Below are 25846 nucleotides of genomic sequence, written 5' to 3'. Positions count from 1 at the left end.
AGGACCCGATTTTGCTCCCCGAACTCACGGCAGCATAATCAAATAACTGACCTGCACGGTGTCGAGACAACTCCACCACTCAGCGGGACGTAACCCGGAACCGCCGCCGACGACACAGATAAAGCAGCGCCATCCAGGTGCAGGAAACATAGGAACGAGCGCACCGCCGAGACGCACAACTGCGCCGAGGATGCCGCTTCACCGGCGCACCTCTCCGCAAGGAATCGTTGAACATCGATGGTCGTCAAGCCGTCAAACCCGACCCCGGCCGTCTCCAGCCGGGCGATAACCAACGGGCGTATCCGACCGATGTAAGCGGTGACCGTCCCCGCAGCGAGGCCCCGCTCCCGTGTCAGATATTCGGCGAAGCTGACCAGTAAGAGTTGCGAGGCAGTCGGCATCGCCGTCGAGGTGACCACTACCCCGTTGGCGGCCAAAACCCGACGCAAAGGCTGCGCGGCCTTCATCGTCCGATAATTCACATACCCCGCCGCCCGGCGGGTATAGAAGTATTTCTCCAGCACTTCGACGGTGAGATCCCCGACGGCAAGAGCTTCAACGTCCATCCATCGGCTTAGATGAGCGACGAACGCTATGTGCTGGTCGGCCGAAGCGGATGTGTAACCGACTCGGGCCAGGTCTTGCGCTACCGCGGGAACGTAAACCTCCAGCGGTCCCACGACCAACGAGCTGAGAACCTTGATCATGATGCTTTCCTCTCACGTAAACGAGAATCAAGCGTCCCGCTCCCGGGCGGATTATGCCGACATCAATGCCACGCAACCCGCACAGAATAAGGGCACCACCGGCGACATCGGCATAATCCGGACATCGGCATAATGGGTGCGGCAGCGTTGCCAGGCGGCCCCGGGCAGCGTCACGCCGATCGCGGCGACCAGCCCGGCGTGCGCGTCGGCGGTCACCAGTTTCATCCCGGTCAGGCCACGGGCGGTCAGGTCCCGGAAAAACCCCAGCCAGCCGGCCCCGTCCTCGGCGGAGGAGGCCTGGATGCCCAGGATCTCGCGGTGGCCGTCGGCGTTGACGCCGGTGGCGACCATCGCGTGGACGTTGACCACGCGCCCGCCTTCCCGGACTTTCAGGACGAGGGCGTCGGCGGCGACGAACGTGTACGGGCCGGCGTCCAGCGGGCGGGTGCGGAACGCCTCGACCTGGACATCGAGGTCAGCGGCCATGACCGAGACCTGGGACTTCGAGAGCCGGGTAATGCCCAGGGTTTCGACGAGTTTTTCCATCCGCCGGGTGGAGACCCCGAGCAGCTAGCAGTCGCGACCACTGTGGTCAGGGCGGTCTCGGCCCGGCGGCGGCGCTCCAGCAGCCAGTCCGGGAAATACGAGCCTTGCCGGAGCTTGGGGATGGCGACGTCCAGGGTGCCGGTGCGGGTGTCGAAGTCCCGGTGCCGGTACCCGTTCCGGGAGTTGCTGCGGGCCTCGGAACGGGCACCGTACTCGGCGCCGCAGACCGCGTCTGCCTCGGCGCTCATCAGCGCGTTGATAAAGGTCGTGAGCATGGATCGCATCAGATCCGGAGAGGCCTGCTCGAGCTGCTCGGACAGGAAACGGGCAGGGTCGATAATATGGGGTGCGGTCATCGCGTGGTAACTCCTTGAGAGAAGACTTTGGTCGGTCTTTCCAAGAATCACGCGATGGCCGCCTCACGTTCGGGAACAACACGCCCCGGGGCCGGGCCGTTACACCACGCTAATGGGCACTACCCCCGAGCGGGCCAGGGCGGCTTTTGGGACCTAACATATCGTCGACTATCGGCGGCGCTCTAACAGAGTTACAGACTCAATTACGCGTGTCCCCAGGATGCAGGCGGCGTGGGAACCCGCGCCGCCAAAAGCTTGACCGATCGGCCGCGTGCCGGGCGCTCACGCGGTCGATGCCTGGATTTTGACCCGGACCATTGGTTACTCAGAATCAGCCCTTTGGGCTGTCATTCGACTGGCAGCGGGACGTGTTGAAGTGGGACGAGTTCGAAGGGCAACCCGGCGGCCCGTTTGCCCACGAAGGATGGCAGGGCGTCCGCTAATAGAACTCGAGTAAGTCATCGATTGCCGCATGCAGCCAGCTGTTGAAGTCAGGGAAGTCTCCGCGCGCTTCCCACCCCGGAGACGCATAATCGTGGATTATTGCGACTTTGCCCGTCTCTAGATCCCAACAGGCGGAATCATCGTTGTCTTGTCGCTTGGCGAAGAGAATTAGCCGCCGCTGAGGGTATCGCTTGGCAATTCCCTGGTTAAGCGCTCGTAGTTGATCACCGGTCGGGATCCACCACGGTTCCAGTTCAAACAGCTCGCACTCGACCAGTCGAAGAAACCCTCGAGGGTATGAGAACCCGTCAGGTAGTTCTGCCGAAGTTAGCAGTAGCTCGTCCGTTTGATGCTTCTGTTCGCTGCTTGCGGTCGAGTCCCGTTCCGGTGAACGACCGTCTGCCGCTCCTCTTTTCCTGAAAAGTCCCATAGCAAGAGGTAACCACAGCTATTGGGCAGGCGACTCAGCTATGAAATTGGAAAATGTCCGTGGCTGAGCTGAATGCGAGCAGCGTGGAAGTAGGCTCCGTGATCCGCGGGCGTTTCGTGACATTCTTCAGCCCCCGGAGCGCATCAACGACGGCGAGATATTTGATACGTATTGGGCGTAATTGGCCGAGGAGTCGATGGCGTGGCGATCAATCGTGGCCGGGGAGTAGCCAAGTGCCTCAGCAATGATGGCGACCGGGGCGAGTTTGGTGAGTTCGTGAAGTGTTCCCAACCTTGCCGCCCGCGTGCTGAAGGCCGTGCTCAACCGCTGGGTGAGGGATGAGGCTTGGAGGTGTTTGCCGGGTGAGCCGCCGCGGAATACCCAGTTGCTGTTGGGGTGCGCGGCTGTCTGGTGATGGGTGGGGGTGGCTGCGAGTTCGCGCCAGGGTTCATCGAGCGGCGGCGTGAGCGCGATTTCGACGGTTCCGAGGGTGATGGTGAGGTTTTCCTTGGTCACGGTGACGTTGTCCCAGGTGAGTTTGACGATGTCGGCGACTTGCTGGCCGAAGACCAGGACGAGGATGGCTGCTGCTCGGTCCCTGGGGTTCATGTCAGTCGTGTGGCTGAGGTTTTGGATGAGCTCGGTTTGGGCGGCTGCGTCGAGTCGGGGGCTGGTGCCGCGTCGGTGGGGCTGCAGTTGCACGGAAGGATCGATAAGGCGTGTTTTGGTTGCCCAGTCCAGGAAGCGTGAGGCGATGCCTCGCGTTGTGGGCCCTTCTGCCTGCCAGCGGTCCAGGTGCGCCTGGTTCACTTCCGTGAGTTCGGTGTCTTGAGCGGTGAGCCAGTTCAGCAGTTCGATGGCGACGGTGACTGCTTGTTTGGCCCGGAGAAAGGTGCCTTGGGTGACCTCGTCCATCTGATTCATGCGGCGTTGGTGGTGCCAGCGAATGTAGCGGCGCATGATGTCCCGATGATTCGGGCTGGTGATCCGCTCGAGTGTCTGGTCGGCCCAGACGGTGAACCTTGCGTTGAGTTCATCACGGCGTGGCAGGGCATTGTGTTCGACGAGGAGCCCGCGGACGTATTCGCGGGTGCGTGATGCCGGAAGCTCATCGAAGCGTGCGTGGGTGATTACAGGCTCGGCCGCCAGTTGTTGAAGGAATTCGGTGACGTGAGGCTGCTGGATCCACGTGAGTCCGCTGTTGGCACGTTTCATGGACTTCAGGGCGGTGCCAATTGCCTGAAGAGCGGGGGAGGGCGGCTGGTTATCTGCCGGGCTGAGGAGCCTGTCGACGGTCATGGCCAGGATGCATGTCCAGCATCGGTTGCCGGAGTGGAGTTCGTCTTCGGTGCCGCATCCGATGCAGTCGACGTTGAGCTGAACGCCGGAGCATTTCCGGCAGGCCGGCAGCGTGTCGATGCGGCCGGGCAGGACGCCTTCGTGGCCGCAGGCGCAGGTGCCGCGGGTTCTTTTGGCCTGTTGGTAGCAGTAGCCGCAGATTCCGCCGTCGGGCCACCGGACCGCGATTTGGTGGTGTTCGCCGCAGCGTCCGCAGGCTTCCTGATCGTGTCAAGTTCTTTTGGGTCCACAGTGACGGTTTGATTTGAGCCCACGTGTCAGTCCCTTGAGGGTGCCCCGGTGGCGGTCGAGTAGCCTTGAGGATGCCGGTGACTTGCGCGGTGGTGCATTCGGTGTTGGCCCGGTACTCCTGCAGCTGACCCAAGGTAGCAAGTACCTTGGCTGGTCTGACCTATACCAGGCTGACAGCGCGGAGGGCGTCAGCGCCTGGACTCTACCGGGCCACGTCAATTCCCCCCGCGGTTCCCTGCACCGTGCTGTGGTCAGGCCTCAGCCGCGGCCGGGTGCACGGTGCGTCCCGGCGGCGGGGGACACGCTTTACCGGGTTCAGCTCGGAGTTTCATGAGGAAGGGCAGATGCCAGGACCACGCGGTTCCGGCCCAGTGATTTGGCCTGGTACAGGGCAGCGTCCGCGGTGCTGATCATCCCCTGAAGGTCAGCGCGCCCGGGACCGGAGGAACTGATGCCGTAGCTCACGGTAGGCAACCGGGGGCCACCCGGGTCTTGGGACGCCAGTAGCAGGCGGCTTATTTCTGCCGCGATTTGCCCGGCACGGTGCGGATCTGCTCCCGGCAATAAGAGGATGAATTCTTCTCCGCCGTAGCGCCCGATGAGGTCTGTGGAGCGGGCTGAGCCGGTGCAGGCGGCAGCGAAGGCCTGGAGGGCCGTGTCCCCGGCCGCGTGTCCGTATTCGTCGTTGACTGTCTTGAAGTGGTCAAGGTCGGCGAGAATCAGCGAGGCCGTGGTCTTGGTGCGACGCAGCCGAAGCAGTTCATTCAGGGCCAGGTGCAGGAATGCGGTGCGGTTCAGGAGTCCTGTCAGGCCGTCGTAGGTTGCCCGCGTCCGCAGGTCATGGGTCTGTTGTTCGTTGCTCAGGACAGCCATGCTGAAGGACACGACCACCAGAAGCGCCGTGGTGGCAAGAGCGGTTGGCGGGGATCCGAAGTAGGCCACGAACACCGGCCCGTGGGGGCCTTCGGCCATGAATGCCGCCCATCGGCCGAAGTAATAGGCTGCAAGGAGCCCGGACGCCGCTGCCATCGGGCGCTGGACGCGGGAGTAGCCGGGCTTCAGCAGCCATAGCTCGCGGGACGCGAGGGCAATCATCAGCCCCATCAGGGCAAGGAAAACCGGGCCGCCTGACCAGTCATTGGACGCGGGGTCGTCGACAACGGACGCCGCGACCGTGATGGCCGGCCCGGCTCCGAGCTGCCAGGCTCTGGGGCGTGCCGTTCTCAGCGACCGGGCACCAGCCCAGACGCTGGCGGCGCCCGTCACCAGCACGGAGTTTCCCAGCGGGTTTGCCCAGACCTGATGAACGGTCCCGTCAAGGAGGTACGCCGCGGATCCGGTGAGAAACAGGACGAGGGCCGCGCACCACCACGCGCTGTAGGCAGACCGGGTATGGCGGAACGTGATGAAGTAAAACAGCAGGAGAAGGGTCAGCGTGACCACACCGGAAGCGACGCGCAGTGTCCCTGTATCGAGCATCATGTCGTGGTCCCCCCGGATCCGCCACCTCAGTGGCACTCAGTATGACAGCCCCGGCCCCGGAGCCGCCGACCGAGGCGGAGAAACTGGCCGACGATACCCTCAGCCCACGGGGAATGGCATTGTGATCGGAGAACCGGCCACGCTAAGTGGTCCCGTTTGATCCACCGGCAGGAACGGAACGCAGCGCGGCCTTCCGGCCCGCCAGGCACGGAGCAAGGAAAGCCTCCACGAACGAGAGCCGAACGCTGCGGATCCAGCGGACAACCGGCCGAAGCGGCGCTGGCCTGACTGGCTGTGTCCAGTGCTTGGACCCCGGTGACGGCTTGATTTGAGCCCACTCCGTGGTGGTTCTGGGATCATCGTGGGTATGGTTTCTTCCGGATTGCCCGAGCTCGATGTTGCCCGTGCGCGCCGTTGGTGTGCAGGGCGGGTGCCTGCCAGGTTCAGGGATGAGATTCGGGTGGAGTGCGATGTTGCTGCCCGTCACATCACGATTCTTGAGTGCCGTCCGCCATGGGATGAGAACGGGGAAACGCAGTGGTCCCGGTTTCCCATAGCGAGGATGTATTTCACCAAGAAGACGGGGCTGTGGACCTTGTTCTGGCGCGACCGGAATCTGAAGTTCCATCAGTACCGGTTCCTCGCTCCCAGCCCGAGTCTTCAGGTCCTTCTGGATCATGTGGATAAAAGCGGGGATCCGATTTTTTGGGGATAGCAGCCAGCAGGGGTATTCATTCATCCCGGGGTTGCTGGTTTTTGGTGTGGGCCAGCCGGTAGGAGTCCGTTCCGGTCTCGATAATGGTTCCCTTGAACGTGAGCCGGTCAACGATGGCTGCGCAGAGTCGGGGGTCGGTGAAGGTCTTGGTCCAGCCCGAGAATGATTCGTTGGTCGCTATGGCCACGGATGCTTTCTCCTCGCGTTCTGTGAGGACCTGGAAGAGCAGTTCGGCGCCGCGTTTATCCAGTTCCATGTAGCCCAGTTCGTCGATGCACAGCAGATCGACGCGTCCGTAGCGGGCGATGGTCTTGGCCAGGACCTTTTCGTCCTCGGCCTCGACCAGTTCATTTACCAGCCTGGTGGCCAGGGTGTATCTGACCCTGAAACCCTTTTCCGCGGCGGCCGTGCCGAGACCGATGAGTAGGTGGGATTTGCCGGTTCCTGAGTCGCCGATGAAGCACAGCGGCTGGCCTTTCCTGATCCAGTCCCCGGTGGCGAGGGTATTGATCGTGGCCTGGTTGATGTTCGGGTTCGCCTCGTAGTCGAAGTCGCCCAGCCATTTATCGCGGGGGAAGTTCGCCGCTTTCACTCTCCGCAGGGAGCTGCGCCGGTCCCGGTCATCGCACTCGGCGAGCAATAGCTCCGCGAGGAATCCCTGGTATGAGAGCTGTTCTTTCCCTGCCACGGTCAAGGCTTCCTCAAGTACGGTCCTGATTGTTGGCAGGCGCAGCCGGCGACATGCCTGTTCCACTGCGGCCATGGCGGCCTGTTCAGTCATTCCGCGCCGGCGGCGCAGCGGCTGGGAGGTGACAACCGGTGGGGTCGGGCTCATGATGCGTTTCCTTCTCTGGCAGGGACAGGATCCGGGGACGCGACGCGGTCCGGCAGTCTGAGGAGCCGGTCATATGCCGCCATCGACGGCAGCGGCCGTTTGTCTGCCGGCAGGCCGGCGATCACTGCCGCGGGATCTGCCAGGCGGCGCTGGGTAAGGCTGAGAACCCGGTGCTGGACAATTTCCGCTCTCCGGTGGGGAACTTGATCGGCCGGGCCCCGCGCCGTGGCGCGTTCAGCTGCTGCCCGGCGGGCTTCTACGGCGACAACATCTGCCGTTACTGCCCCTACCCGCAAGGCTGCGGCGATTCCGTCGACGACGTCCCGGGCATCCATCGAGCGGTGCAGGAGTAGGACATCGATCAATTCCCTGGTCCCTGCCGCGTCGCCGTCGGTTTTCCTGACCGCTGCCCAGAACGCGTCATGAGCCGGAGTGAAAACGCCCGAAGCGCGGGCCTGGGACAAGGCGGTGGATCCCGGCAGAGCACCGGGCTTTATGCGGAGTACTTCCAGATAGTGGTCCAGCTGAACGCACTGCCCGCCCCTGGCCACGGTGCGCGGATGAGTGGCAATCAGTGTTCTGCCGTCAAAGACCTGGATCTCCGTCGCCCGCAGCGAGACCCGGACTTTGCGGCCGATGAACCGGGCCGGAACGGAATATCTGGCCGTCCTGACACTGATCAGCGCCGAGCGGTCGACCCGGGGACTGAGGACCAGGCCCGGATCAAACCCTTCAACCGGTACCGGCGCCAGGAAAGGACGTTCAGCGGCGAAGTCCTGGCCCACCGTGTTGATCCTGTTGCCGATCCGCCGGCGGTCCTCGCCCTCGTCCCATGCCCGGATTTTCCGGTTCAGCTCAGCCAGGGATTCAACAACCGGCACCGGGGTCAGGAAATTCCGCCGGAACCGGCCGATCTCTCCTTCGACGCCGCCCTTTTCATGGGCGCCGGAGATGCCGGGCTCGCAGTAAAAAGGATCAAAGCCGTAGTGGGATCGAAACAGCACCCAGCGCTCGTTTTCCATCCTCTGCCGACCGCCCCCCGTAAAGGACTTTAGTCACCGCGCTGGTCAGGTTGTCATACCGGATATGCCGCACCGGGATGCCGCCGATCATGTCGAACGCTTCGATATGACCCTCCAGGAATGCTTCCTGGCCGCACGTCGGATAGACCCGGTGGATCGTTTTGCCGGAATGGGAGAGACGGAAAGCGAACATATAGCATCTGGTCCGGACGCCGGCCAGATCCACCCAGACATCCCCGAAATCGACCTCGGCCTCGGCGCCGGGTGCGTGTTCCTGAGGAATGAAAACCTCCGGTCCCCGCCCGGCACCGGCTTCAATCTCCGCCCGCCTCACACGGACATAGTCCCGGACGGTCGAATACGAGGTACCGGAGAACCCATGCTCATCAGCGAGCCGGGCGAAGATACGCCGGACGGTATGACGCTGTTTCCTGGGCGCCTGAAGATCCTCGGACAGCATCGCATCAATCAGGACCTTGGCCGGCTCCAGCTGCCGTGCCACTCTCACCGGCGTCTTCCGTGGCGGCGGTTCCGCGGAATCCAACGCCAGCCGAACGAGCCGTCGCCCTACTCCGTGGCGCCGGGCCAGCGCACGAATAGATAGTCCCTCCACCCGCGCATCCCGGCGAATTCTGGCAAACAGCTCCACTTTTGACCTCATCCCATGCCCTCCACCGTTGGAAACCAATCAGATGAGAACAACGCTGGGGTGGGTCCAACTCAAACCGTCACAAGCTGCCCGGCGAGTCGGCAGGTGGGCTCAAATCAAACCGTCATACCGGGTTCAACTCAAACTGCCACAACCAGGCTTCCGGCCATTTGGTGGGGTCGCCGGCTTTGCGTGGCCTAGGCATCCTCGTCCGGAGGCAGAACGCGGATCCGGCGGGCGATGGGTGCGCCGGGTGTGATGCCCAGGTCTTCTGGACGCTTGGGAGCGTTGGCTGTCTTGGCGGCGCGCATCTGCACGTAGGGTTCGAACAGGTCGTTGGGCGTGCATTCGAGGATGTCGCAGAGGGCGGCGAAGGTCTGGGCGGGAATGCGCTCGGGTGTTCCGGTGACGAGGCGGTGGACCTGGGCGTTGGAGAGGTTGATGCCCCGGGCTTTGAGCAGGGGGAGCAGCTCGGTGGTCTTCCAGAGGTTTCGTTGGGCCATAAGCTGTCGGAGGTTCCAGCGGTAGCCGATCCGTCGTTGTTCAGCCATGGCTGTTCCCCTCGCCGTCGCCGTTGCGTAGCCGCTGGGCGATCATTTTCTGGATGGTCTTCTGTTTGAAGTCCGCCGACACGGAAGTATAGAGGGCCGTGGTCGAGGAGTAGCTGTGCCCGACCTGCTGCTGGATGAACAGCGGGTCGTAGCCGGCCTCGATCAGATGCGTGACGTAGGAGTGCCGCAGGGTGTGCAGGGTCAGTTCTTCCGGTAGGCCGGCGATCGTCCGCACCCGCTGGAAAGACCGGTCGAAGTTGCGGTAAACCGTGGAGCCGGAGCGTTCAGAGGGCCAGAGGCTGGCGGACCGGTCAGCGGTGGGGAAACGTTTCCGGCCGTCAGGGGAGAGCCAGTACTCCAGGAGCCCGACCACCCAATCGAACTCGGGGACGGTGAGCACGGTCCGGCGGCGGGGCCCTGACCCCTTGGTTCCCTTGGCCCACCGCACCTGTAGCGCCCCAAAGCGGCCGAACTGTTCGACGTGCGGGTTGGGCCCGAAATCGACGTACTCGAGCATCACCAGTTCACGCCGCCGCAGCCCGTAGGCGTAGGCCACCTTGAAGGCAGTCGAGTCCCTCAGAGCTGGAAGCCAGCGCTTGGAACCCTTGGCGAACTCGGTGTCGACCAGGTCGTCGGCAGCGTCGAAGAACGTCTGAAGTTCGGTCCGGGTGAACGCCCGGCGGCGTGCCGGCACGGCATCGTCAGTCGTGTGCCGGGGTGAGTTCCACTCGAAGACTACCTGTACCGGGATGTCGGAAAAGACCCGTTCGCAGAACGCTGCCCAGCCGTAACGCCCATCCGTCAGATAGGAGCAGAAAGCCCTGATTGCCCCGGAATTGGCCCTCAGCGTTGATAACGCCAGCCCTTTCTCTGAGCTGCGGCGGTCCGCCAGGAACTCGTCCACGTGATGCGCCGACCACGTCCACGGATACTCGTTCGCGTGCTCCTGGAATCTCTGCACCGTCCCGCAGGAGCTTTTGATGTACGACGTCGACAACCCGCGAGCCAGCATCTGTGCCCGCCAGCCGTCCAGCATCGCCTCGAAAACTCGATCCTCGGCACGCAGCAGCCCGACATTCACATTGGTCAGAAAGGCCGGAATCCGCCCAGGTTCGATACTCACAGAGCAAACTGTACGCAATAATCTCTCATCTAATGAGAGATTACGCCGCTAGGCCGCGTCACCACGCACACTCGTCTGCCGAGGGCGCTTGCTGTTCGAGTGACGCGACGTGTCGCTGACCTGCGAAAACGCCTCAAAGCAGGTTGGGACGAGTTCTCTCATCTACTTCTACTCGTCCCACTCGAACGCCGATAATGGACCTTATGTAAGGTTGTTAGTATGTAAGGACAAAAAAGCTTTCGATCCAATGCCACCAACTATGCCCTTCCTTCCACTAGACCTGTGCGTCGCAACGTTGCGCCGACTGACAATCGCTGAGGCATAGGCAAAGCCTCTCCGCATCTATCCAACAGGTTGTTGGACTATTTGAACGGGCCGGCTACCACTGGAGACTGCATCCGCGGCTGCCACCATAACGCCGTTGTCAGGACGGCAGCTTCAAGATCACGGATATCGGCGTTAGAAAACCCGAACATACAGCGGAAGAGCCTCCGTCGTGGCGACTTTTCATCAGCTAAACGCCGGAGCATTCGGCTCACCAATAGATGGCGACGATCTCGACGTCAAGAAGCTTTTCCGGCCCGCGTGGCTTTTGGGTAGATTCAACGGCCTCGGCCGGAATTTGGCTCAATGAGAATCGGAGCTGTGTTACTTCTCTTGCGTCCTGACGGAATTCTTGAAGCTGTTCGGGGCTGGGAGGAACGGGTACGACTTGGGAGACTAGCTCGGCAACTGCATCGAAAGCCGCCCGTTGGCCAGAGGCGCTGGAAGCTCGGTCGCTCTGTGCCGAGATCAAGGCATCAAGCCCTTCACACTCCTCCCACGAACGAGGAGGGGTCGAGAGATCCAAAAGATTGCTTGCAAACAGCCTGAGTGCCTTTGCCAGTGCCTCGCGTTGTTTCTCCACACGGGCGTCCGTGGGCGTCCTGTACTCGGTTCGCCCGGCAGCTTCAAGCAACCCCGGGAACTGCGGGGCAAGCTCTGACAGGACCTCTGCGCCCTTGACAGGCGACCAATCGTCATGAAGTCCGTCTCTGGCCACCCGACACAGCATTTTGAATGACCCGTGGGCGAAAAGCACCCGGCGGACGTCCTTCCAGTACTGGTCGAGATCCGTCACGCCGACGACGTCGATCGGTTGCGTCGTGAGGCCCAACGACTCAGCAACAGAGGTCCTGGCGACATAGGATTGCCCATTGTGTTCGACAAGGGTGAGGTTCAGGCAACGGGACCGGATCGGAACCAGCCCAACCAACAATTGTTCAAGCATCCTGCTAACGGGCCCGATTTGCTCCATGACTTCGGCAGAGCCGGGAGCGTTCGTCATCTCCGGGTACTTTTTCGCAAGGTCAGAAAGTTCGGCCATCGTCAGGTTGAAGCGGTAGATCGGATCGGCTGCCAGTTCAACTTCGAGCTCCATCAGGTCTCCTCGTTTCAGCCGATCCACGTGGATAGAGTGAGCAGATTCATCCGTTTGCGCCAGGTCTTCAGCTGAAGTGGGTCCGTCCTGGAGCCCATTGCTTCGAAACCGGATGTCGATGGATTCCATCTCCAGGAGAGTCTTGAATTGGGACTGCGCAACCGACTTCCGCAGGGTCTGCCGCCCGAGGGTGGACGTAGATTGAAATCTCGAGCCGATTTCTGCACCCACACCTTTCGGGGCGACGGACATTTTGCTGGAGACCTCTGCCTGTTCGACAAGGACGTCTTGGTCCGTAAATTCTGTGGCGAGCTCGCCCTGTTGCGACACAAGCAAACTCTTCAAGCTCACCTCGTCCAGGTAAACAAATTCTCGCAAGGGCAAAACCGTAGGCGCCGGCGCAGCAGTCTCTCGGCGGTGTTTCGGATGCCACTTCCATGGAAGAAGCCAGAACCACCATTTCCAATTAGCTTTCATTCAACGATCCCTTCTTCTTCTGCTCGCGGTTAGCGGCAGCGCGCTCCAAGCCTTCGACGAAGTCGTCGCTGGCTACTGCTTCCGCTCCGCGCCGAAGGGCGCAGATCATAGATTCCGTCCAGACTGCAGCTAGTTCTGCGCCCGACCAACCGTCCGTCTCCTCTGCGATGAGTTCGTACGGCAGGTCCCCGACGGTGGTGACGGATGCTCCGTTCTTGAGGAGAATTTCATATCGGTCTTCAACATCCGGGAGGTCGAAGGCGATCTCCCAGTCGAATCGACCGGGACGCATCAACGCGGGGTCGATTTCGCTGATCCTATTAGTTGCCGCCACGACGACGACGTTGCCTTGGCCCTTGTTTATTCCGTCCATTAGCGTCAGGAGCTGGGCTACAAGACGGTTCGACGCCTCGTGAGAGTCTTCGGACCGGCGTGAGGCAACGCTGTCGATCTCATCGAAGAAAATGATGGCCTTATCGGCGCTCCGGGCTGCCTGGAAAATACTTCGCAGGATCTCCTCACTTTCGCCCACCCACTTGGAAACGATTTGGGGCCCACTTATGACGAAGAACTTGGCCTGGGACAGGGAAGCAATGATTTGCGCGAGCATTGTTTTGCCTGTACCGGGCGGCCCGGAGAAGATGACGCCGCGGATAGGTCTGGCACCGATTGCCTTGACGGAATCCTGCCGTTCAAGCTGGAGGCGGAGAATCTCGTTGGCGCGCTGGACTACACTCTTGTAGCCTCCGAACATCTCAAGTCCGAGAGGTTCCTCGAACGTCAGCTCGAACTGTGATGACAAGTCATGGTCGTTGTCGCGATGATCTAGGGCCCGAATCGGAGCTTCAGCAAGTATGTTGACCTTTTCGGAGACCTCGAAGTACTCAATGGTGTTTCCCTGTTGAAGTTCCTTGTCACCCGAGTACGGCACTGTTCTTGTCAGGCTTCCGGCCTCTACAAGGAGTCTCCCCTCCAGTACTTTCCTGACGATGTAGACGACTGGTTGTTCCTGCCACGCGCTCTTGGGGACTTTGACATAGCCGTCATTGTTAACAAGCACGACGTCGCCGCGCTTCACGCTACCCCGTTCGTGGTGCACAAGCCGCGACTCGTTTCCATTCCGGAAGCGGACTGTGACCTCCAGTCCCCTTTGTCCGACCGCCAAAACCAGGGCAAGATTTCCAGAGAAGTACTCCTCAACATCCTGCTCCGGGCCTGAAATCTGGGCTACCACGTAAGGACTCCTCTAGTCGTGCGGATCAGCGAGGGGCAAGAACAAGCTTTTTTCATGCATTTGCAAGGATGAGAGTCCGGTGACTACGTCCAAGTCCAATCGCCCATCTGTGCTTTGAACTGGCGGCTGATGAGGGCGAACATGCCAGGCACAGTGGAGGGGACAGCTCCGTGGTCGGGCGGCGCGTAGATCCGACCTTTGGTGATGAGGTTGGATCGGGCCACCGTAAGTTGGCTTGCTGCCCGGTTCAGCCGGAAGGCAACTTGGGGCGTGGACGATGCCTCATCGTTGTCTTCGGCCATGGATCCGATGTGCGCCGATCACACATCGGGAGGTCCCGGGTTGGACTTCCGACGCTAGCCTGATCTGCCTTAAATCGCCCCCTACTGGTCAGGTCCTGTGACTTCGAAGCCGATCTGACCGCGTTGCGCAACAGGCAGCGTGATTGGCGTCCCGAATACCTTAGACGTGATGCTGGCGATGCCTTCGCGTAGGTATGGAAAAAGGGTCATGACGGCGACTTCGTTGGCGAACAGCTCGACAACACGTTGGGGCGGTAGATCTCCACGGAGAAGTTTGTAGTCGACGGCCGCGATGACTCGGACTTCGCCTAGCGGTACCGCAACATCGCCAACGATTCGTATTCCGAACCCATCCTGATCCGAGCGGTGCTGGAAGCCCAGAGTGATCTGCCCATCTCGGGATTCGTCAGAGTCTTTTACTCCTTCAAACCTCTTGGCTGAAACCTCGTGGAACTCAATTGATCCCAGTTCCGACCGCTCAATTAAATCCTTTACGGCCCCGCGATCGACGGTAGAAAGTTCATTCACGGGACTCACCGCGCCAGTGCAAAATCAGTTCGCTTGGACGTCGCGGCGGACCAGGTCGATGTGCCGAGCCGCGATGCTTTTGCATCCGCGCTACGGATGTCCAGGAATCGAACTATGTCCATTTGTACCCAATCTGACTTGGCCGCGGCGAGGAAGATGGATTGGCCCTGGTCGCGCTCCACCCGATGTTCTATGAGTGCACCGACGGCATTGGCATACCTACGGACGGTTGAGAGTTTGGGGTCCGAGTCGTAGCGCTCAAATTTAGAGACGGCCTGCTGCGTCACACCCATGCGCTCAGCGACGTCGCCTTGCTTCAGGCCGGCTTCGCGGCGGAGAAGTACAAGCTCGGAGCGCATCGTTCGGTGTTCGCGGGCCAAAACTTTTGCGCGTGCTCTAACAAAATCTGAGGTCATCAAAGGTGCCGAAGGTTCGAATGAGGACATGGTGCCATCATAGGCGCACAACCTTGAGGTTGTGCAAGTCCCGAAAGTTACGTTTCGGTCCAGTCGGCCTCTCGGCCGTCGTTGTATCGATCCACAGCAAAATTGATTTCACTCTGCTGGTCTGTACTTTTCAGATGCTTGTGAAGGGCCAGAAGACCGTCCGGAAGTTCGTCTGGTTCGGCATGATAAAAGCGCAGACTCTTCGACAGCGCTTTGCGGCGCAGCTCATAGACATCGGGATCGCTTCGGATTGGTTTGATCGGAGTTCGCGCGTCACCGGTGTCCTCTAGCTCTCCTAGAGCTGCGGCCTCAAAAAGATCGTCGATCTCGCCCAGTTGATGGTCGCGGCTGAATCCCGAAAGACTCTCTAGCCAGGCGTCCAGAGCGGCGACAGACTCATGCGAATCATCGACGTAGTACTGCCACGTCCTTGGAGATTGCACCGGACTGCAGCATTTTGAGTCACTTCCCTTGCGACGATCCATAGAGCAAATCGTATCGGTTAGGTACGACATTAATTCCGGAGTCCGCCTGAGGTCAGCAATGACGAATCAATCGCGTCAAGATTGGGTCTCCTCGGCCTAGGCCGAAGGCCCTTTGGGTGCTGCGCTGGTCGCAAGACGGCGCCGTCACGCACGTTGGGACGTTGTCCTACAGGATGCTGGCAGGCTTGGTTTGCTGCCGAGTCACGGAGGTGGCCCTTGACCTCGAAGTGCTGCCGGGCAGTCTCCTGCTGCCTGCCCTCAAAATCGATGTCCAGCCGGACGTGTGGGTCACCGCCCCACGGTCCAACTCTTAGTGGAGCGTCACGTTCGCGCCCTCCTTCGATCTGGCGAGATGCGCGGAATCCAACATCGGCGGCCGCGGCGTCTGAAGAGTCTCCACGACCGAAGTCGAGGACTACATCAGCCAGGCATACAAGACCAAGGGCCGGAAGATCCCCACGGGTAAAATCTCGGAGGATGAACCCGACGAAAACTGATCCGCTATCAGCTGGCCGCGCCGCATCCCTTGCTAGGACTGGGCACTTTGCCTGTAATCACCAGGTGGGCGGCGAAGGGCTTAACGGGCGTAGGGGTCAATACCTTGAGTGGTCTTGCGGGGCGCAGTTCCTCGAAGGGACTTTGTGTCGGTGTCGGTGGTTAAGGTTGGAGATGGACCGGGTGCGAACGGCATGCGGCCACGATGAGAAGGGGGCCATCCATGGCCGATTACACCTACGACGAGATCGACGACGATCTGGCCAAGAATCATGACAAAGCACTCTTGGCGGCTCAGGTCCACCTGCTGGAAACCATCCCCAAGGTCACCCTCAATACTCCTGGCGGTCAGACAATCCGCAACCTTGCCGAGAGCTACGCTCTCTTGCGCGGCGCGGCATTGCAGGCCGGCGGAACGCATACCGATGGCTAACACGGAACTGCGGGAAACCACATTTCGCTGCCCAGTTTGCGAACAGGCGCTGCTGCAGCGCTACACCTATGGCCCCGATGACTCAGTGGCCAAAGTGATGGACTGGAACCCGGTGGGCAAGCCTACCTGCCCAGCCCGGCACAAGTTCGACTGGTCAGCAGGCGGCCCGGTCTAGCCGACGTCAGCCTTCCGCTCGTTGTCTTCGCGCCAGGCATAGAATTCCTGCTGCTTGGCGCGAAGTTTCGCCCAGGCCCGCACTATCACCGTTCCCCGGCTCGTTTATTGCCACCCGATACCGAGGGTGCGTAACTTTCTATTTCGCCGTCGGCGCTCCCAGCTATTTAGTTGAGGCCCCGGGGTCCTCTTGATCAAGCCTTGCCGGATATCGTCGATCTCCTCGGGCCCGAACCGCATCTGGCGGCCGCTCAAATCCGATAATCGACGTTACGTAAAGCTGAAGTGATCCGATCGCAAAATCTGCAGATTAGGATCCGCTGAAACGCACTCCCCTATTTCGGCTGCCCGGACGCCGACGTCCGTCCGAGGGAAGGGGCCGGCTCTGCTCCCCCGCTTACGACAGCGTTGACGGTGGCGGTCGCTGAGGCGATGGAGGAACGGGCCGAGCGCAGCGGCGGCCGTCTGCCCAAGCCTGCGGACCACCACATGGGCGTCCTGCTGAACCCACACGGCCCGTCTACAACTGTGACCTACAGGATCCCCGCGACCCCGAACACCTGGAACGAAAGCACCGGACGGATGGTTTCCAGATGTCCGCGACTGAACTGGACTCGTCGTTCAATGTTGTACTGGTACTCACATCTGTTCTGTATTCATCTGAGGGACGCACCCTGAGCACGTTGCAGATCTCAAACTGGAGATGACGTGACTCAGCCATTGAACAGGCTTTCAAGAAAGCGAAGCCTAGGTGTATTGTCCACGGACGTTAGGAACGCCCGGCGTGGATAGGTGACAAAAAGAAGACCTCCGAGTGGAGTGGGGCTTGTCTAAGAGTCCGATCCACAAGGAGGTCTTCAATGTCCCATGCTAACGCGCTCCTGACGCCCAAGGGCAGGCTCCGGCTGGCCCGCTGCGTTGTCGATGATGGGTGGACCCTTCGCCGGGCGGCTGAACGGTTCCAAGTGTCGGTGACGACCGCGGCGCGTTGGGCCGCGCGCTACCGCGCTCACGGTGAAGAGGGGATGGTTGACCGTTCCAGCCGGCCTGTCAGGTCCCCGCGGCGGACGCCGCTGCGGCGGGAGCGGCGGATCATCGCAATCCGGATCAACCGCCGGTGGGGGCCTGCCCGGATCGGTTTCCTGCTGGGCATCCACCCGTCCACGGTGCACCGGGTGCTTTCCAGGTTTGGGCTGGCCAGGCTGTCCTGGCTGGACCGGGCCACGGGAAGGGTGATCCGCCGGTACGAGCACCAGAGCCCGGGGGATCTGGTCCACGTCGACATCAAGAAACTCGGACGCATCCCTGACGGCGGCGGCCACCGCACAATGGGCAGGGCCGCTGGTAACCGGAACAAGACCGGCACGGAAGGGAACCGGCGGCCGGGCTACGCCTTCCTGCACAACGCAGTCGATGACCACTCCCGGCTCGCTTACACCGAGATCCTCACCGATGAGAAAAAGGAAACCGCGGCCGGGTTCTGGGAACGCGCGAACGCCTATTTCCAAGCGTGCGGAATCACCGTGAAGCGGGTATTGACCGATAACGGCTCCTGCTACCGGTCTCACGCCTTCAAGAACGCGCTGGGCCCGGAGACCAAGCACAAACGCACCCGCCCTTACAGACCGCAGACCAACGGCAAAGTTGAGCGCTGCAACCGCACCATGCTCGATGAATGGGCCTACGCCAAGCCCTATGCATCAGAGGCCGAGCGTGTTGCCGCTTTCGCCGACTGGCTCCATCATTACAATCATCATCGAGGCCACACCTCACTCAAAGGTCAGCCACCGGCCAGCCGTGTCACTAACCTCGCAGGTCAATACACCTAGGTGTCCGCGTCAAGATGAGTAGCGAGGGCTTCACCCGACAGATGCCGGCATCGACGGACACGGGGGCGGCGGAGTGCGGCGCGTACGGCGAGGCAGTCCGGGCAGTCCAGGCGAGCGAGCTCGATGCGGACGCGGCCGCTGAGCAACTGATCGACCGGATGACGGACGGGGAAATCCTTGAACTGCTCGACGGCGACTCCCCCGGGTTTCTGCTCCCGTTTATCCCGACGCTGCTCGGTAGGCGGCCGTTCGTGGCCGGGGCGGTCACAGGGCTCGGCATCCCGGGCATCCGGTTCAGTGACGGTGGCCGCGGTGTCGTCATCGGTGCCTCTCACGGCCGGTCGCCGCTGTGTGCTCAATGACGAGTGTGCTCCGTTGGCTTCCTGCTGCTACCAGGCGGGCATTGCGTTCGTCATTGCCGGTTGCACGCCATTCGGCAATGGCGGCGTTGTTGTCGAACTTCAGGTGCCGGGCGGTGAGCCGGCGCAGGCGTTCGTCCTGTTCGAGTTCCACGAACCACGTTTCATCCAGGAGGGATTGGACCTCGTTCCAAGGGGCTTCGTCAAAGAGAAGGTAGTTGCCCTCGGTGATGATCAGTCGCGTTTCCGGCGGAACGGCGATGGCTGCGGCGATCGCGTCGTTGACATCGCGGCGGAAGACCGGCGCAAAGATTTCCCGCGAGGTCTCCGAGCGCAGCTGTCGAAGCAACGCAACGAAGCCGACGCCGTCGAAGGTGTCCGGGGCGCCCTTGTGGTGCTCAAGCCCGCGGGACTCGAGCAACGACTGCGCCAGGTGATACCCGTCCATAGGGACCAAGGCAACCTGCCCGGGATGGTTAGTAAGCAGGTGCTCCAGTAGCCATTCAGAGATCGTGGACTTTCCGGCACCGGGCGCCCCGGCTATTCCGAGCAGGCACCGTCCGTGCCGCTGGAGCAGCACTTCAGCCCGGGCAAGGAGCTGCTGCTGGCCCGATTCGTCCCAGCGCACATACGGAGGGGTGTCCATCGCCTCTTCTTTCCGACTCTGCCTGGATGACCAATGGCCGGGCCCTTGGAGCGCGGGCGTCCTAACCCTCGCACTCGACGCAGTACGAGTGGCCGCCCTTTTCACGCGCGAGCTGGGACCGGTGCCGAACCAGGAAACAGGAATAACAGGTGAACTCATCCTCGGCCTGCGGAATGACCTGAACAATGAGTTCCTCGGCCACGAACTCCCCGCCGGGGGTGATGGTGTCATCCAGTGCGTCAGATTCGTCCAGCTCACGGACGACGCTGCGGGCATCCGGAGCGTTAGCGGACTGCAGCGCCTCAAGGGAGCGGTCCTATGATTCCTTGACGTCGGAACGTACTTCGTCGTAATCGGTTGCCACTTAGGTCATTCTCGTTTCTGGTGTTCTTGTCTGACGGAACTGCAACGTACACCATAGCCCCGATGCTCCCTGGTCGCCCGGCCTGCTGGCCGCGCCCGAAGCGCAACAATTCGACCTTGCATCCGTGGTGTCCGGTCTTCTAATTCTTCATGCGTCGAGAGGACTCGCTGGGTCGTGCTCAAGGGCTGCCGTAATGGCCGCCGGGGATGGCAGGGTAGCCTGCTCATCGACCGGAAGTGCCTCGTACGTGTAGGACGTCACGGTCAAAGGTTGGGCGGAACCATCAAGGGCATAGCGGACTGTGCGATCGTTCTTGGACCCGCACACCAGGATCCCAACAGTCGGGGCCTGCCTGGGCAGCCGGAGAATGTCGTTGACGGCTGCAACGTAGAAGTTCAGCTGCCCCAGATGCTCGGGTTTGAACTTGCCAGCTTTCAGTTCCACGACGACGTAACGGTCAGATGGTACGTGGTAGAGCAGGAGGTCGACAAAGAAATCATCACCATCGACGTCGAGGTGGTACTGCCGGCCGACGAAAGCAAAGCCCGGCCCGAACTCGGCCAGCGTCTGTGCCATGCGCAGCGTCATGGCCTCCTCGATGGCATGTTCCTGCGCGTCTTCGGTCAGACCAAGGAAGTCAAGTACCAGAGGGTCCTTGGCAACCTCCCGCGCCAGGTCAGTACCCTCCCCGGGCAGTCTTGCCTCGAGGTTGTTTGGGGCCGCACCGCTCCGCGTGTGGAGGCGTGTGAGGATCTGATGTTCCAGCACCGCCACCGACCAACCATGCTGGGCGGCTCGTGACGCGTACCAGGAGCGCAGCTCGTGGTCGTCCAGCTTGCTCAGGAGCGCGACGTTATGGCTCCAGCTCAATTGTCCAGACGGTGTCCGGACAATTGGTTCCGGGCCATTCCATGCCGCGGCGAACGCGCGCATATTGTAAAGATTGCTTCTGGAGAATCCCTTCATATGGGGAAACTCTGTGCGGAGGTCGCGTGCCAGCCGATCCAGAACCCTACTCCCCCAAGGCTCGGTCACCTGCCTTTCCAGGATGGTCTGCCCAATGTTCCAATAAAGCTCGATCATGGCGGTATTGACGACGCGCTGCGCCCGCTGTTGAGCTTCCCGCACAAGACTTTTCAGGGTCGTGAGCGCGGCGGCGTAGTCTCCCGGAAGGTCCGGTCCGAGCTGGGTCATACTTCCACCCTAGTTGGAGGTTCCGACGTTCCAGTCCCTATTGTCCAGACACCGTCTGGACAATAGGGACTGTACCGGGTCCGCTTGCGGATCGGGACGAACCGGCGGCTTCCGCGCCTGCCAAGACCTTCGACATTGCCCCAGAGTTTGTCGTGCGGGCGGACGGCGTGGCCGCGGCTGACCCGGCGGGCCTCCGGAGTGACCGTGTCTGACCTCAGGCGTCGGGGTCATGGCCAAGGAGACGGAGCAGGTCACGGGTTGTCATGCTCAGCTGTTCGAACCAGTGCTGGTAACACAAGGCCGTCATCTGCTGTGGAGGGGTGTCATCAAGTTCGTGGAGCATCTGCAAGGCCCCGCGGATGATCTCCTCGTCTGACGCCGGCTCAGATTCAGGCTGGGGTCCCCGTTCCTCCGGGTCTTCCATGCGGGCGACTCCTTCCGTCTTATCTGGCCCCCCGGTTTTGCCGCCCCTCCGCCGACGCGAGTCGGGCTCGATACCATTGACCTGGGCCCGGCTGGCACGGGCTGCTGGCACGGCAGCAGGGAGCCGCTAGCGGCTGGGACCGCCCTTGGTGCGTTCTGCGCCGGTCGACATCCCTGCGCGTGACTTTCTAGCTTTCGCTGCGCCCTTGCCCATGGTGACGGCTGCGCTGGGGTGTGTGCCTTCGCTGCGGGCGGCTGCGAGGCGTCCGCGGATCTGGGTTTCGTTGGCCCCGGTGTGCTCCAGGGATTCAGCGAATTTGTCGTGGTGTTCGGCGGAGCCGTAGTCGGCGGCCGATCTGCTTTCTGCTGTGAGGCCATGGCCTTTGAGACGGCTGCTGTCGTTGCCGGTGACGCGGTTCTCGATCTCGCGGCCGACGCTTTCCATGCGGGCGAAGAGTTCCTTTTCGGCGCGTTCGTACCGCTGCTCCACGGGCGTCCGTTCGGACCCGGTGAAGCCGCCCTCTGCCAGGAGCTTGGCTTCGTGCATCTCCTTGGCGGCTTTCACGAATGCGGGATCCTCGAAGTGCGCGTCGCCGGCGCCGTTAATGTTTGCGGTGGTTTCTTTGCGGAGCTGGTCGATGTCGGGGCCGTTGATGCCGTCCTTGCCGATGAGGAACAGACGTTCCTGCACGATGGCATCGGCGGCCGCCACCGCTGCGGGGGTCTTAGCAGCGTGGGCGGTCTGCAGCGCCCGGGCCAACTCGGGGTTGGCCAGATACTCGATGGGCACCTGGTGGCGTTCCATTTCCGGGGCCAGCGTCGCGGCCTGCGCGCGGAGTTCTTCGGCGTGGGCCGCGGCGAGCAGGCCCATTGCTTTCTCGTGTTCGGCAGCGGCCTTGCGTGTCTCTTCCTGGCTGCGGGCCAGCTCGTCCTGACGAGCCTTTTCCGTGGTGATGGTCTGAATCCCTGATTCCAGGTAGGCGGTGTCCGCGCCGACGTCGCGGGTGTCGATGCCGTAGCGCGTGAAGACTTCCTGACGGATCTTTTCAGAGGCGGCTAGTGCGATGGGGTCGTGGTCTTTCCAACCTTCAGCGACGGCGTGAGCCGTGGCAATGTCGTGGGGTTGGGCTTTGTCCCACCACTGGTCCTTTTCCACAGGAGCCAGCGCTGCGTGGGCTGCGCTGCGTTCGGCGGCGAGACGTGCCTGTGCTTCGTGCGCCATCTGGGCGTCTTGGTGTTCCTGCTGCCGCTGGGATTCCTGCCGGCGGCGGGCCAGAGTCTCGGCAATGCGTGAGGCGATCATCAGCGACTGCCGTAGCCCGCCGTCCACAACATCGTCCATTCCATCTGCTTCACTCATCGTGTTCCCCTTGCACTAGTGGTGTGAGTCTTATCGGTCCAGGCCCGGCCCGGAATCGCGTCGACTGGGCTGGTAGGTCTTGGCCGGCGTCGCCGGTGTTGGCGTTGTCGGCACTGCTGATCCCGGGCGGATGGGGACCATGCCGCGCCGGGCGATGTCGATTGACCTGGGCGGCACTGCTGCTTCCGTAGCCGACTGCTGTTCTGCACCCACCAGCACGGCCTTGGGCATGGTGCCGGTGAACGGGGCAAGCTGTTGCTCGACCACTGCACGGATGCGCTGCGCCTCCCTTGTCCGTCCGGACTGGGCATGCATTTCATAGACGGCGAAGGCGGTGTTGATCAGCTGCACCATGAGTGCTGTTTGGGCGGCCGTCTTGTTTTTGCTGGACGCTGCCATGAACAACATGGCTGTCCCGGCAATCGACGGGAGCGCGACGGGTTTGCTGTGCTGTCGTGGTGCGCGGAGCTGGGCGGTGCGGGACAGTTCGGCGGCGGTGGCCGCCAGCGGTCCCGGTGTCGGTTCCAGCCGGTAGGACCATGCCGCGAACGCCCCGGATACTTCCCGGGCCGCTTTCGCCCACGTCGCGTGGTCGTCCCGTGGAATGGTGCGTAGCTGATCCGCCAGCGCGGTCGCGTTGCGGGTGTACTGAACCCACATTTCCGCCGGCGGTGTTGCGTTCTCGGGGCCGGTCTTGGACACGGTGCGTTTGTTGCGGGCCGCCGCGTTCCACTCCGCTGCAGCTTCCGTTGCAAGGTGAGGTGAGTCCATCCACTCTTCACGCAAAGCACCGAGCTTGAGATCGGAGGCGAGGGTGCCGCCGCCGAACCAGATGGGCCGCTCGCCCTGCTTCGGGCGTTCCGCTACGGAGTACCCGACAATGACGTCGGTGGTGTTCTTCGTGTAGCGGGGACGGACCAGCATGCCGGTGCCCCTGGCACGCCGGACGAACTCACCTTCGGTAGCGGAGGAGCTGGCGCTGGCGCGGACCTTCCGTGCCAGCGAGGACCGGTGCATTTCCCGTTCGTCGCGGACGGCGGTGGCCCTCTCTGCCTGGTCGTAGCCGCGGGTGGCGTGCACGGTGGAGAGCTGTTCCAGCCCGTACTTAAACTCCAGCTCACGGCACGATTCCTGAGCCTTCTTGTAGTCGCCGTGGGTGGATGCCTTGGTCCCGTCCTCACGGACCAGGGACACGGCCAGGTGGATGTGATGGTTGCCGTTCTCGGACGTGCCGTGGTTGACCGCAACCCACCGACACTGTGCCTTTCCGCTGGCTTCCGTGAAGCCCATGGAATCCACGAAGTCGTTGGCGACATCGCCCCACTGCTGATCCGTCAGCGCGCCCTCTTCGGCACGCAAACTCAACGAGCAATGCCACACGCTCGCGTCCTTGTACCCGACGTGCACGCGTTCCTTCTTGGCCGCGTCCCACTGCATGTCTTTGATCTGTACCGACACACCGAACAACTTGCGCGGCCGGTCCAAGTGCTTGGCAATCGCCAGGGCATCGTCACGGTCCAGAACACCGTCGTCGTACCACGACATGATCGCAGCATCCCCAGCAACCAGGTGCGGATCACTGTGGGCGTTCTTCGTCTTCTCGGTATCAGTCGACGTCAGGTAAACCATGAGCCCTGACATCCGAGAACCGCGGGTGATGTTCGGAATCACCCCTACATCAGCCCGTCAATGGCATCGTCAATGCGCATGGCAACAGAGCGAATGTGCTTCAACGCTTCGCGGGCCTCGGCGGGAAACTCGCCCGTGGCATTAGCCTGGCGCGCAAGCTGGTTGATGTTGTTCGAGGAACGGGCCAACAGATTGTGCAGTGACATCAGCTCCGCACCAATGGCCCGGCGTTCCGTTGTCGTTTCATGGGTCTCCGACAGCGCCGACGAAATCAGCAGGTTCGGGACAGTGATCTTCTCCCGTTCGGCCTTCGTAACAAGGGCCGCTTCTTCCTCGACCGTGACCCACACGTCACGGCGCTTCTTCGAACCGGCCGGAGAGTTCTCACGACGACGGCGCGACAGATTGAAACGGTGAGTGAATCCCTCATCCGACATTCAATCCATCCCTTCAAAGGCCCAGCGCAGCGACCCCGAAACCGGGGACCACACTGACCAGTGTGCCGCACACGACCGCCAGTGTCGAGCGCGACAAGCCACTTACACCCGTGTAAGTGTATAGCTTGCTCCGAACGGTCACCTTTGAGGGTTTTTCGCCTTTCGCGCTTGATCACCGAAAACCCGCTTTGGGGGTGTCGGTCGTGCCCGATAGGGTTTGGGTATGGATATCAACGACATTGCCGCTAAAGCCGCCGCGAAGATCGACGCCGCCAGGGACACCAAAGTGAACGCCGTCAAGAGGGCCGCGGCCAGCGGAGTTGAGGTCCAGGAGGCCGCCCAGCTGCTTGCCGCAGCTGAGCAGAAGTATGCCAAGGACTATCAGGCAGCGTTGCGCGCAGACTGGACCGAATCGGACCTGCGGGGCTTCGGTCTGGACGCTCCGGCCAAGAAGGCCGGCGGGCGTCCGCGTGGCCGGAAAACCACGCAGGAGTCCGTTCCGGTTGCCGGCGGACCTGAGTAGTAGACCCTCGCCCCCATGGGCACGGCAAAAGCCCAATCGCTCCGCTGCTTTTCCCGCACACATGGGGACGACGGGACCCAGCTGATCGGCTGCACACAACCGCCAGGGAACCTCTGCCTCGCACCTCACCAGCGAGACCGGCGGCCATGCACAGCCTGGAAACTGGCCGGTCACCAACGGCAACGTTTCCCATGGTCCAAGACATACCGCTTCCGACGTCGGCAGAGCGCTGTGGCTGGCTCTTTTCAGCCATAGACCAGATGCGCCTTCGTCGTAACCGTGTTCTTTTAGTCTTCCGCGGTGACGTCGTCATCCTTGATCTGACCGGCCGCGATGCGCTCTGCGGTCTTCGCGAACGCGGCCTCGATGTACGCCGCGAGGTCACTTTCCCGGACCCTCCACACACCCCGTCCACCGAACTGCCCGGCGGGGAGCTCACCGCTGCGAACGAGCGAATAGACCAGTGCACTTTTGACGTTCAGGACCTCCTGAACTTTTTCCAGGGTCAGCATCCTGGGGAACACCGGTACCGTCGTCGACGCAGGTTCCTCGGTCACGTCCTCTGTCCGTTTCGGCATTCTCAGTCCACCTCGTTCCGGTGTTGTGGTTCGTCCCTGGCGCGATGTCCGCGGCAGAGG

Annotated in this window: 26 protein-coding genes and 3 pseudogenes; 7 read left to right on the top strand and 22 right to left on the bottom strand. The window is 61.9% G+C overall.

Features of this window, described 5'->3' with window-relative positions:
- Window positions 1–38: 38 nt before the first annotated feature.
- From ABIB49_RS17350 to ABIB49_RS17340, 3 genes and pseudogenes are all read right to left on the bottom strand, one after another.
- Window positions 39–707, bottom strand: coding sequence for a site-specific integrase (locus ABIB49_RS17350; RefSeq protein WP_354157485.1), 669 nt, complete (start codon window positions 705–707; stop codon window positions 39–41).
- A gap of 99 nt (window positions 708–806) precedes the next feature.
- Window positions 807–1609 (bottom strand): annotated as a pseudogene (locus ABIB49_RS17345) (IS256 family transposase); the annotation flags it as partial.
- A gap of 1000 nt (window positions 1610–2609) precedes the next feature.
- Window positions 2610–3782: a site-specific integrase gene (locus ABIB49_RS17340; RefSeq protein WP_354157484.1), complete on the bottom strand. Its 1173-nt coding sequence runs from the start codon at window positions 3780–3782 to the stop codon at window positions 2610–2612.
- Between the two features lie 33 nt (window positions 3783–3815).
- Between ABIB49_RS17340 and ABIB49_RS17335 the strand changes: the two genes are divergently transcribed.
- A complete protein-coding gene (locus ABIB49_RS17335) occupies window positions 3816–4085 on the top strand; it encodes a hypothetical protein (RefSeq protein WP_354157483.1) in 270 nt (89 codons plus the stop codon).
- A gap of 303 nt (window positions 4086–4388) precedes the next feature.
- On the opposite strand, the gene ABIB49_RS17330 is transcribed toward ABIB49_RS17335, so the two are convergent.
- The gene (locus tag ABIB49_RS17330) at window positions 4389–5555 is read right to left on the bottom strand and encodes a GGDEF domain-containing protein (protein WP_354157482.1); all 1167 of its coding nucleotides are present in this window, start codon (window positions 5553–5555) and stop codon (window positions 4389–4391) included.
- Window positions 5556–5922: 367 nt separating this feature from the next.
- Here ABIB49_RS17330 and ABIB49_RS17325 point away from each other — a divergent pair, with 367 nt between their 5' ends.
- Window positions 5923–6270: a DUF3024 domain-containing protein gene (locus ABIB49_RS17325; protein WP_282331152.1), complete on the top strand. Its 348-nt coding sequence runs from the start codon at window positions 5923–5925 to the stop codon at window positions 6268–6270.
- A gap of 16 nt (window positions 6271–6286) precedes the next feature.
- Here ABIB49_RS17325 and istB read toward each other — a convergent pair whose 3' ends face one another.
- From istB to ABIB49_RS17275, 10 genes and pseudogenes are all read right to left on the bottom strand, one after another.
- A complete protein-coding gene (istB, locus tag ABIB49_RS17320; protein WP_282331151.1) occupies window positions 6287–7105 on the bottom strand; it encodes an IS21-like element helper ATPase IstB in 819 nt (272 codons plus the stop codon).
- Window positions 7102–8788 (bottom strand): annotated as a pseudogene (gene istA / locus ABIB49_RS17315) (IS21 family transposase). Before istA ends, istB begins: the two are co-directional and overlap by 4 nt.
- A gap of 185 nt (window positions 8789–8973) precedes the next feature.
- Entirely contained in the window at window positions 8974–9327 is a 354-nt protein-coding gene (locus ABIB49_RS17310) for a helix-turn-helix domain-containing protein (RefSeq protein ID WP_354157481.1), read from the bottom strand.
- Window positions 9320–10450, bottom strand: coding sequence for a tyrosine-type recombinase/integrase (locus ABIB49_RS17305; RefSeq protein WP_354157480.1), 1131 nt, complete (start codon window positions 10448–10450; stop codon window positions 9320–9322). Before ABIB49_RS17305 ends, ABIB49_RS17310 begins: the two co-directional genes overlap by 8 nt.
- A 535-nt stretch (window positions 10451–10985) precedes the next feature.
- A complete protein-coding gene (locus tag ABIB49_RS17300) occupies window positions 10986–12347 on the bottom strand; it encodes a DUF6414 family protein (protein ID WP_354157479.1) in 1362 nt (453 codons plus the stop codon).
- The gene (locus ABIB49_RS17295; protein WP_354157478.1) at window positions 12337–13581 is read right to left on the bottom strand and encodes an ATP-binding protein; all 1245 of its coding nucleotides are present in this window, start codon (window positions 13579–13581) and stop codon (window positions 12337–12339) included. The genes ABIB49_RS17300 and ABIB49_RS17295 overlap by 11 nt, the downstream gene beginning before the upstream one ends.
- 83 nt (window positions 13582–13664) lie before the next feature.
- Entirely contained in the window at window positions 13665–13883 is a 219-nt protein-coding gene (locus tag ABIB49_RS17290) for a DUF8462 domain-containing protein (protein WP_354157477.1), read from the bottom strand.
- An 81-nt stretch (window positions 13884–13964) separates the two neighbouring features.
- Window positions 13965–14411, bottom strand: a complete 447-nt coding sequence (locus ABIB49_RS17285) for a hypothetical protein (protein WP_354157476.1) — start codon at window positions 14409–14411, stop codon at window positions 13965–13967.
- Window positions 14412–14416: 5 nt separating this feature from the next.
- On the bottom strand, window positions 14417–14857 hold the full coding sequence (locus tag ABIB49_RS17280) for a helix-turn-helix domain-containing protein (RefSeq protein ID WP_354157475.1): 441 nt from the start codon (window positions 14855–14857) through the stop codon (window positions 14417–14419).
- Between the two features lie 47 nt (window positions 14858–14904).
- Window positions 14905–15342: a hypothetical protein gene (locus ABIB49_RS17275; RefSeq protein ID WP_354157474.1), complete on the bottom strand. Its 438-nt coding sequence runs from the start codon at window positions 15340–15342 to the stop codon at window positions 14905–14907.
- A 718-nt stretch (window positions 15343–16060) separates the two neighbouring features.
- On the opposite strand from ABIB49_RS17275, the gene ABIB49_RS17270 reads away from it, so the two are divergent.
- The 4 genes from ABIB49_RS17270 (at window position 16061) to ABIB49_RS17255 (ending at window position 18635) form a co-directional block, all read left to right on the top strand.
- The gene (locus ABIB49_RS17270) at window positions 16061–16270 is read left to right on the top strand and encodes a hypothetical protein (protein WP_354157473.1); all 210 of its coding nucleotides are present in this window, start codon (window positions 16061–16063) and stop codon (window positions 16268–16270) included.
- Complete coding sequence (locus ABIB49_RS17265) at window positions 16263–16445, top strand: hypothetical protein (RefSeq protein WP_354157472.1); 183 nt, start codon at window positions 16263–16265, stop codon at window positions 16443–16445. Before ABIB49_RS17270 ends, ABIB49_RS17265 begins: the two co-directional genes overlap by 8 nt.
- 859 nt (window positions 16446–17304) lie before the next feature.
- Window positions 17305–18273 (top strand): IS481 family transposase, encoded by a 969-nt coding sequence (locus tag ABIB49_RS17260; protein WP_354157471.1) that lies wholly within the window; start codon window positions 17305–17307, stop codon window positions 18271–18273.
- A gap of 14 nt (window positions 18274–18287) precedes the next feature.
- Window positions 18288–18635 (top strand): hypothetical protein, encoded by a 348-nt coding sequence (locus ABIB49_RS17255; RefSeq protein ID WP_354157470.1) that lies wholly within the window; start codon window positions 18288–18290, stop codon window positions 18633–18635.
- Here ABIB49_RS17255 and ABIB49_RS17250 read toward each other — a convergent pair.
- The 7 genes and pseudogenes from ABIB49_RS17250 to ABIB49_RS17220 form a co-directional block, all read right to left on the bottom strand.
- The gene (locus ABIB49_RS17250; RefSeq protein WP_354157469.1) at window positions 18592–19278 is read right to left on the bottom strand and encodes a nucleoside/nucleotide kinase family protein; all 687 of its coding nucleotides are present in this window, start codon (window positions 19276–19278) and stop codon (window positions 18592–18594) included. The two genes, ABIB49_RS17255 and ABIB49_RS17250, sit on opposite strands and share 44 nt — an antisense overlap.
- 61 nt (window positions 19279–19339) lie before the next feature.
- Window positions 19340–19642: pseudogene (locus tag ABIB49_RS17245) on the bottom strand (DUF4193 domain-containing protein).
- Between the two features lie 147 nt (window positions 19643–19789).
- Entirely contained in the window at window positions 19790–20836 is a 1047-nt protein-coding gene (locus ABIB49_RS17240) for a PDDEXK nuclease domain-containing protein (RefSeq protein WP_354157468.1), read from the bottom strand.
- A gap of 214 nt (window positions 20837–21050) precedes the next feature.
- A complete protein-coding gene (locus ABIB49_RS17235) occupies window positions 21051–21260 on the bottom strand; it encodes a hypothetical protein (protein WP_354157467.1) in 210 nt (69 codons plus the stop codon).
- 126 nt (window positions 21261–21386) lie between these two features.
- Window positions 21387–22619 carry a hypothetical protein gene (locus tag ABIB49_RS17230; protein WP_354157466.1) on the bottom strand — a complete coding sequence of 411 codons (1233 nt, stop codon included), beginning with the start codon at window positions 22617–22619 and terminating at the stop codon, window positions 21387–21389.
- 30 nt (window positions 22620–22649) lie between these two features.
- Window positions 22650–24290 carry a relaxase/mobilization nuclease domain-containing protein gene (locus ABIB49_RS17225; protein ID WP_354157465.1) on the bottom strand — a complete coding sequence of 547 codons (1641 nt, stop codon included), beginning with the start codon at window positions 24288–24290 and terminating at the stop codon, window positions 22650–22652.
- Window positions 24291–24292: 2 nt separating this feature from the next.
- A complete protein-coding gene (locus tag ABIB49_RS17220) occupies window positions 24293–24685 on the bottom strand; it encodes a MobC family plasmid mobilization relaxosome protein (protein WP_354157464.1) in 393 nt (130 codons plus the stop codon).
- Window positions 24686–24908: 223 nt separating this feature from the next.
- Here ABIB49_RS17220 and ABIB49_RS17215 point away from each other — a divergent pair, with 223 nt between their 5' ends.
- A complete protein-coding gene (locus ABIB49_RS17215) occupies window positions 24909–25208 on the top strand; it encodes a hypothetical protein (protein WP_354157463.1) in 300 nt (99 codons plus the stop codon).
- A 287-nt stretch (window positions 25209–25495) separates the two neighbouring features.
- Here the strand turns inward: ABIB49_RS17215 and ABIB49_RS17210 are convergent, their stop codons facing one another.
- Window positions 25496–25765 carry a helix-turn-helix domain-containing protein gene (locus tag ABIB49_RS17210; RefSeq protein WP_502913828.1) on the bottom strand — a complete coding sequence of 90 codons (270 nt, stop codon included), beginning with the start codon at window positions 25763–25765 and terminating at the stop codon, window positions 25496–25498.
- Between the last annotated feature and the right edge of the window lie 81 nt (window positions 25766–25846).

It is taken from the genome of Arthrobacter sp. UYCu512 (assembly GCF_040547075.1).
GTDB lineage: Bacteria > Actinomycetota > Actinomycetes > Actinomycetales > Micrococcaceae > Arthrobacter.
The sequence above is the reverse complement of the archived record's forward strand: the minus strand, read 5'-3'. Positions and strand labels throughout refer to the sequence as shown.

Coding starts and splice junctions, on each gene's coding strand:
- ABIB49_RS17350 (WP_354157485.1), bottom strand. CDS start 707: ATGATCAAGGTTCTCAGCTCGTTGGTCGTGGGACCGCTGGAGGTTTAC.
- ABIB49_RS17340 (WP_354157484.1), bottom strand. CDS start 3,782: ATGACCGTCGACAGGCTCCTCAGCCCGGCAGATAACCAGCCGCCCTCC.
- ABIB49_RS17330 (WP_354157482.1), bottom strand. CDS start 5,555: ATGATGCTCGATACAGGGACACTGCGCGTCGCTTCCGGTGTGGTCACG.
- ABIB49_RS17325 (WP_282331152.1), top strand. CDS start 5,923: ATGGTTTCTTCCGGATTGCCCGAGCTCGATGTTGCCCGTGCGCGCCGT.
- istB (WP_282331151.1), bottom strand. CDS start 7,105: ATGAGCCCGACCCCACCGGTTGTCACCTCCCAGCCGCTGCGCCGCCGG.
- ABIB49_RS17310 (WP_354157481.1), bottom strand. CDS start 9,327: ATGGCTGAACAACGACGGATCGGCTACCGCTGGAACCTCCGACAGCTT.
- ABIB49_RS17300 (WP_354157479.1), bottom strand. CDS start 12,347: ATGAAAGCTAATTGGAAATGGTGGTTCTGGCTTCTTCCATGGAAGTGG.
- ABIB49_RS17290 (WP_354157477.1), bottom strand. CDS start 13,883: ATGGCCGAAGACAACGATGAGGCATCGTCCACGCCCCAAGTTGCCTTC.
- ABIB49_RS17280 (WP_354157475.1), bottom strand. CDS start 14,857: ATGTCCTCATTCGAACCTTCGGCACCTTTGATGACCTCAGATTTTGTT.
- ABIB49_RS17275 (WP_354157474.1), bottom strand. CDS start 15,342: ATGGATCGTCGCAAGGGAAGTGACTCAAAATGCTGCAGTCCGGTGCAA.
- ABIB49_RS17270 (WP_354157473.1), top strand. CDS start 16,061: ATGGCCGATTACACCTACGACGAGATCGACGACGATCTGGCCAAGAAT.
- ABIB49_RS17265 (WP_354157472.1), top strand. CDS start 16,263: ATGGCTAACACGGAACTGCGGGAAACCACATTTCGCTGCCCAGTTTGC.
- ABIB49_RS17260 (WP_354157471.1), top strand. CDS start 17,305: ATGTCCCATGCTAACGCGCTCCTGACGCCCAAGGGCAGGCTCCGGCTG.
- ABIB49_RS17255 (WP_354157470.1), top strand. CDS start 18,288: ATGAGTAGCGAGGGCTTCACCCGACAGATGCCGGCATCGACGGACACG.
- ABIB49_RS17250 (WP_354157469.1), bottom strand. CDS start 19,278: ATGGACACCCCTCCGTATGTGCGCTGGGACGAATCGGGCCAGCAGCAG.
- ABIB49_RS17240 (WP_354157468.1), bottom strand. CDS start 20,836: ATGACCCAGCTCGGACCGGACCTTCCGGGAGACTACGCCGCCGCGCTC.
- ABIB49_RS17235 (WP_354157467.1), bottom strand. CDS start 21,260: ATGGAAGACCCGGAGGAACGGGGACCCCAGCCTGAATCTGAGCCGGCG.
- ABIB49_RS17230 (WP_354157466.1), bottom strand. CDS start 22,619: ATGAGTGAAGCAGATGGAATGGACGATGTTGTGGACGGCGGGCTACGG.
- ABIB49_RS17220 (WP_354157464.1), bottom strand. CDS start 24,685: ATGTCGGATGAGGGATTCACTCACCGTTTCAATCTGTCGCGCCGTCGT.
- ABIB49_RS17215 (WP_354157463.1), top strand. CDS start 24,909: ATGGATATCAACGACATTGCCGCTAAAGCCGCCGCGAAGATCGACGCC.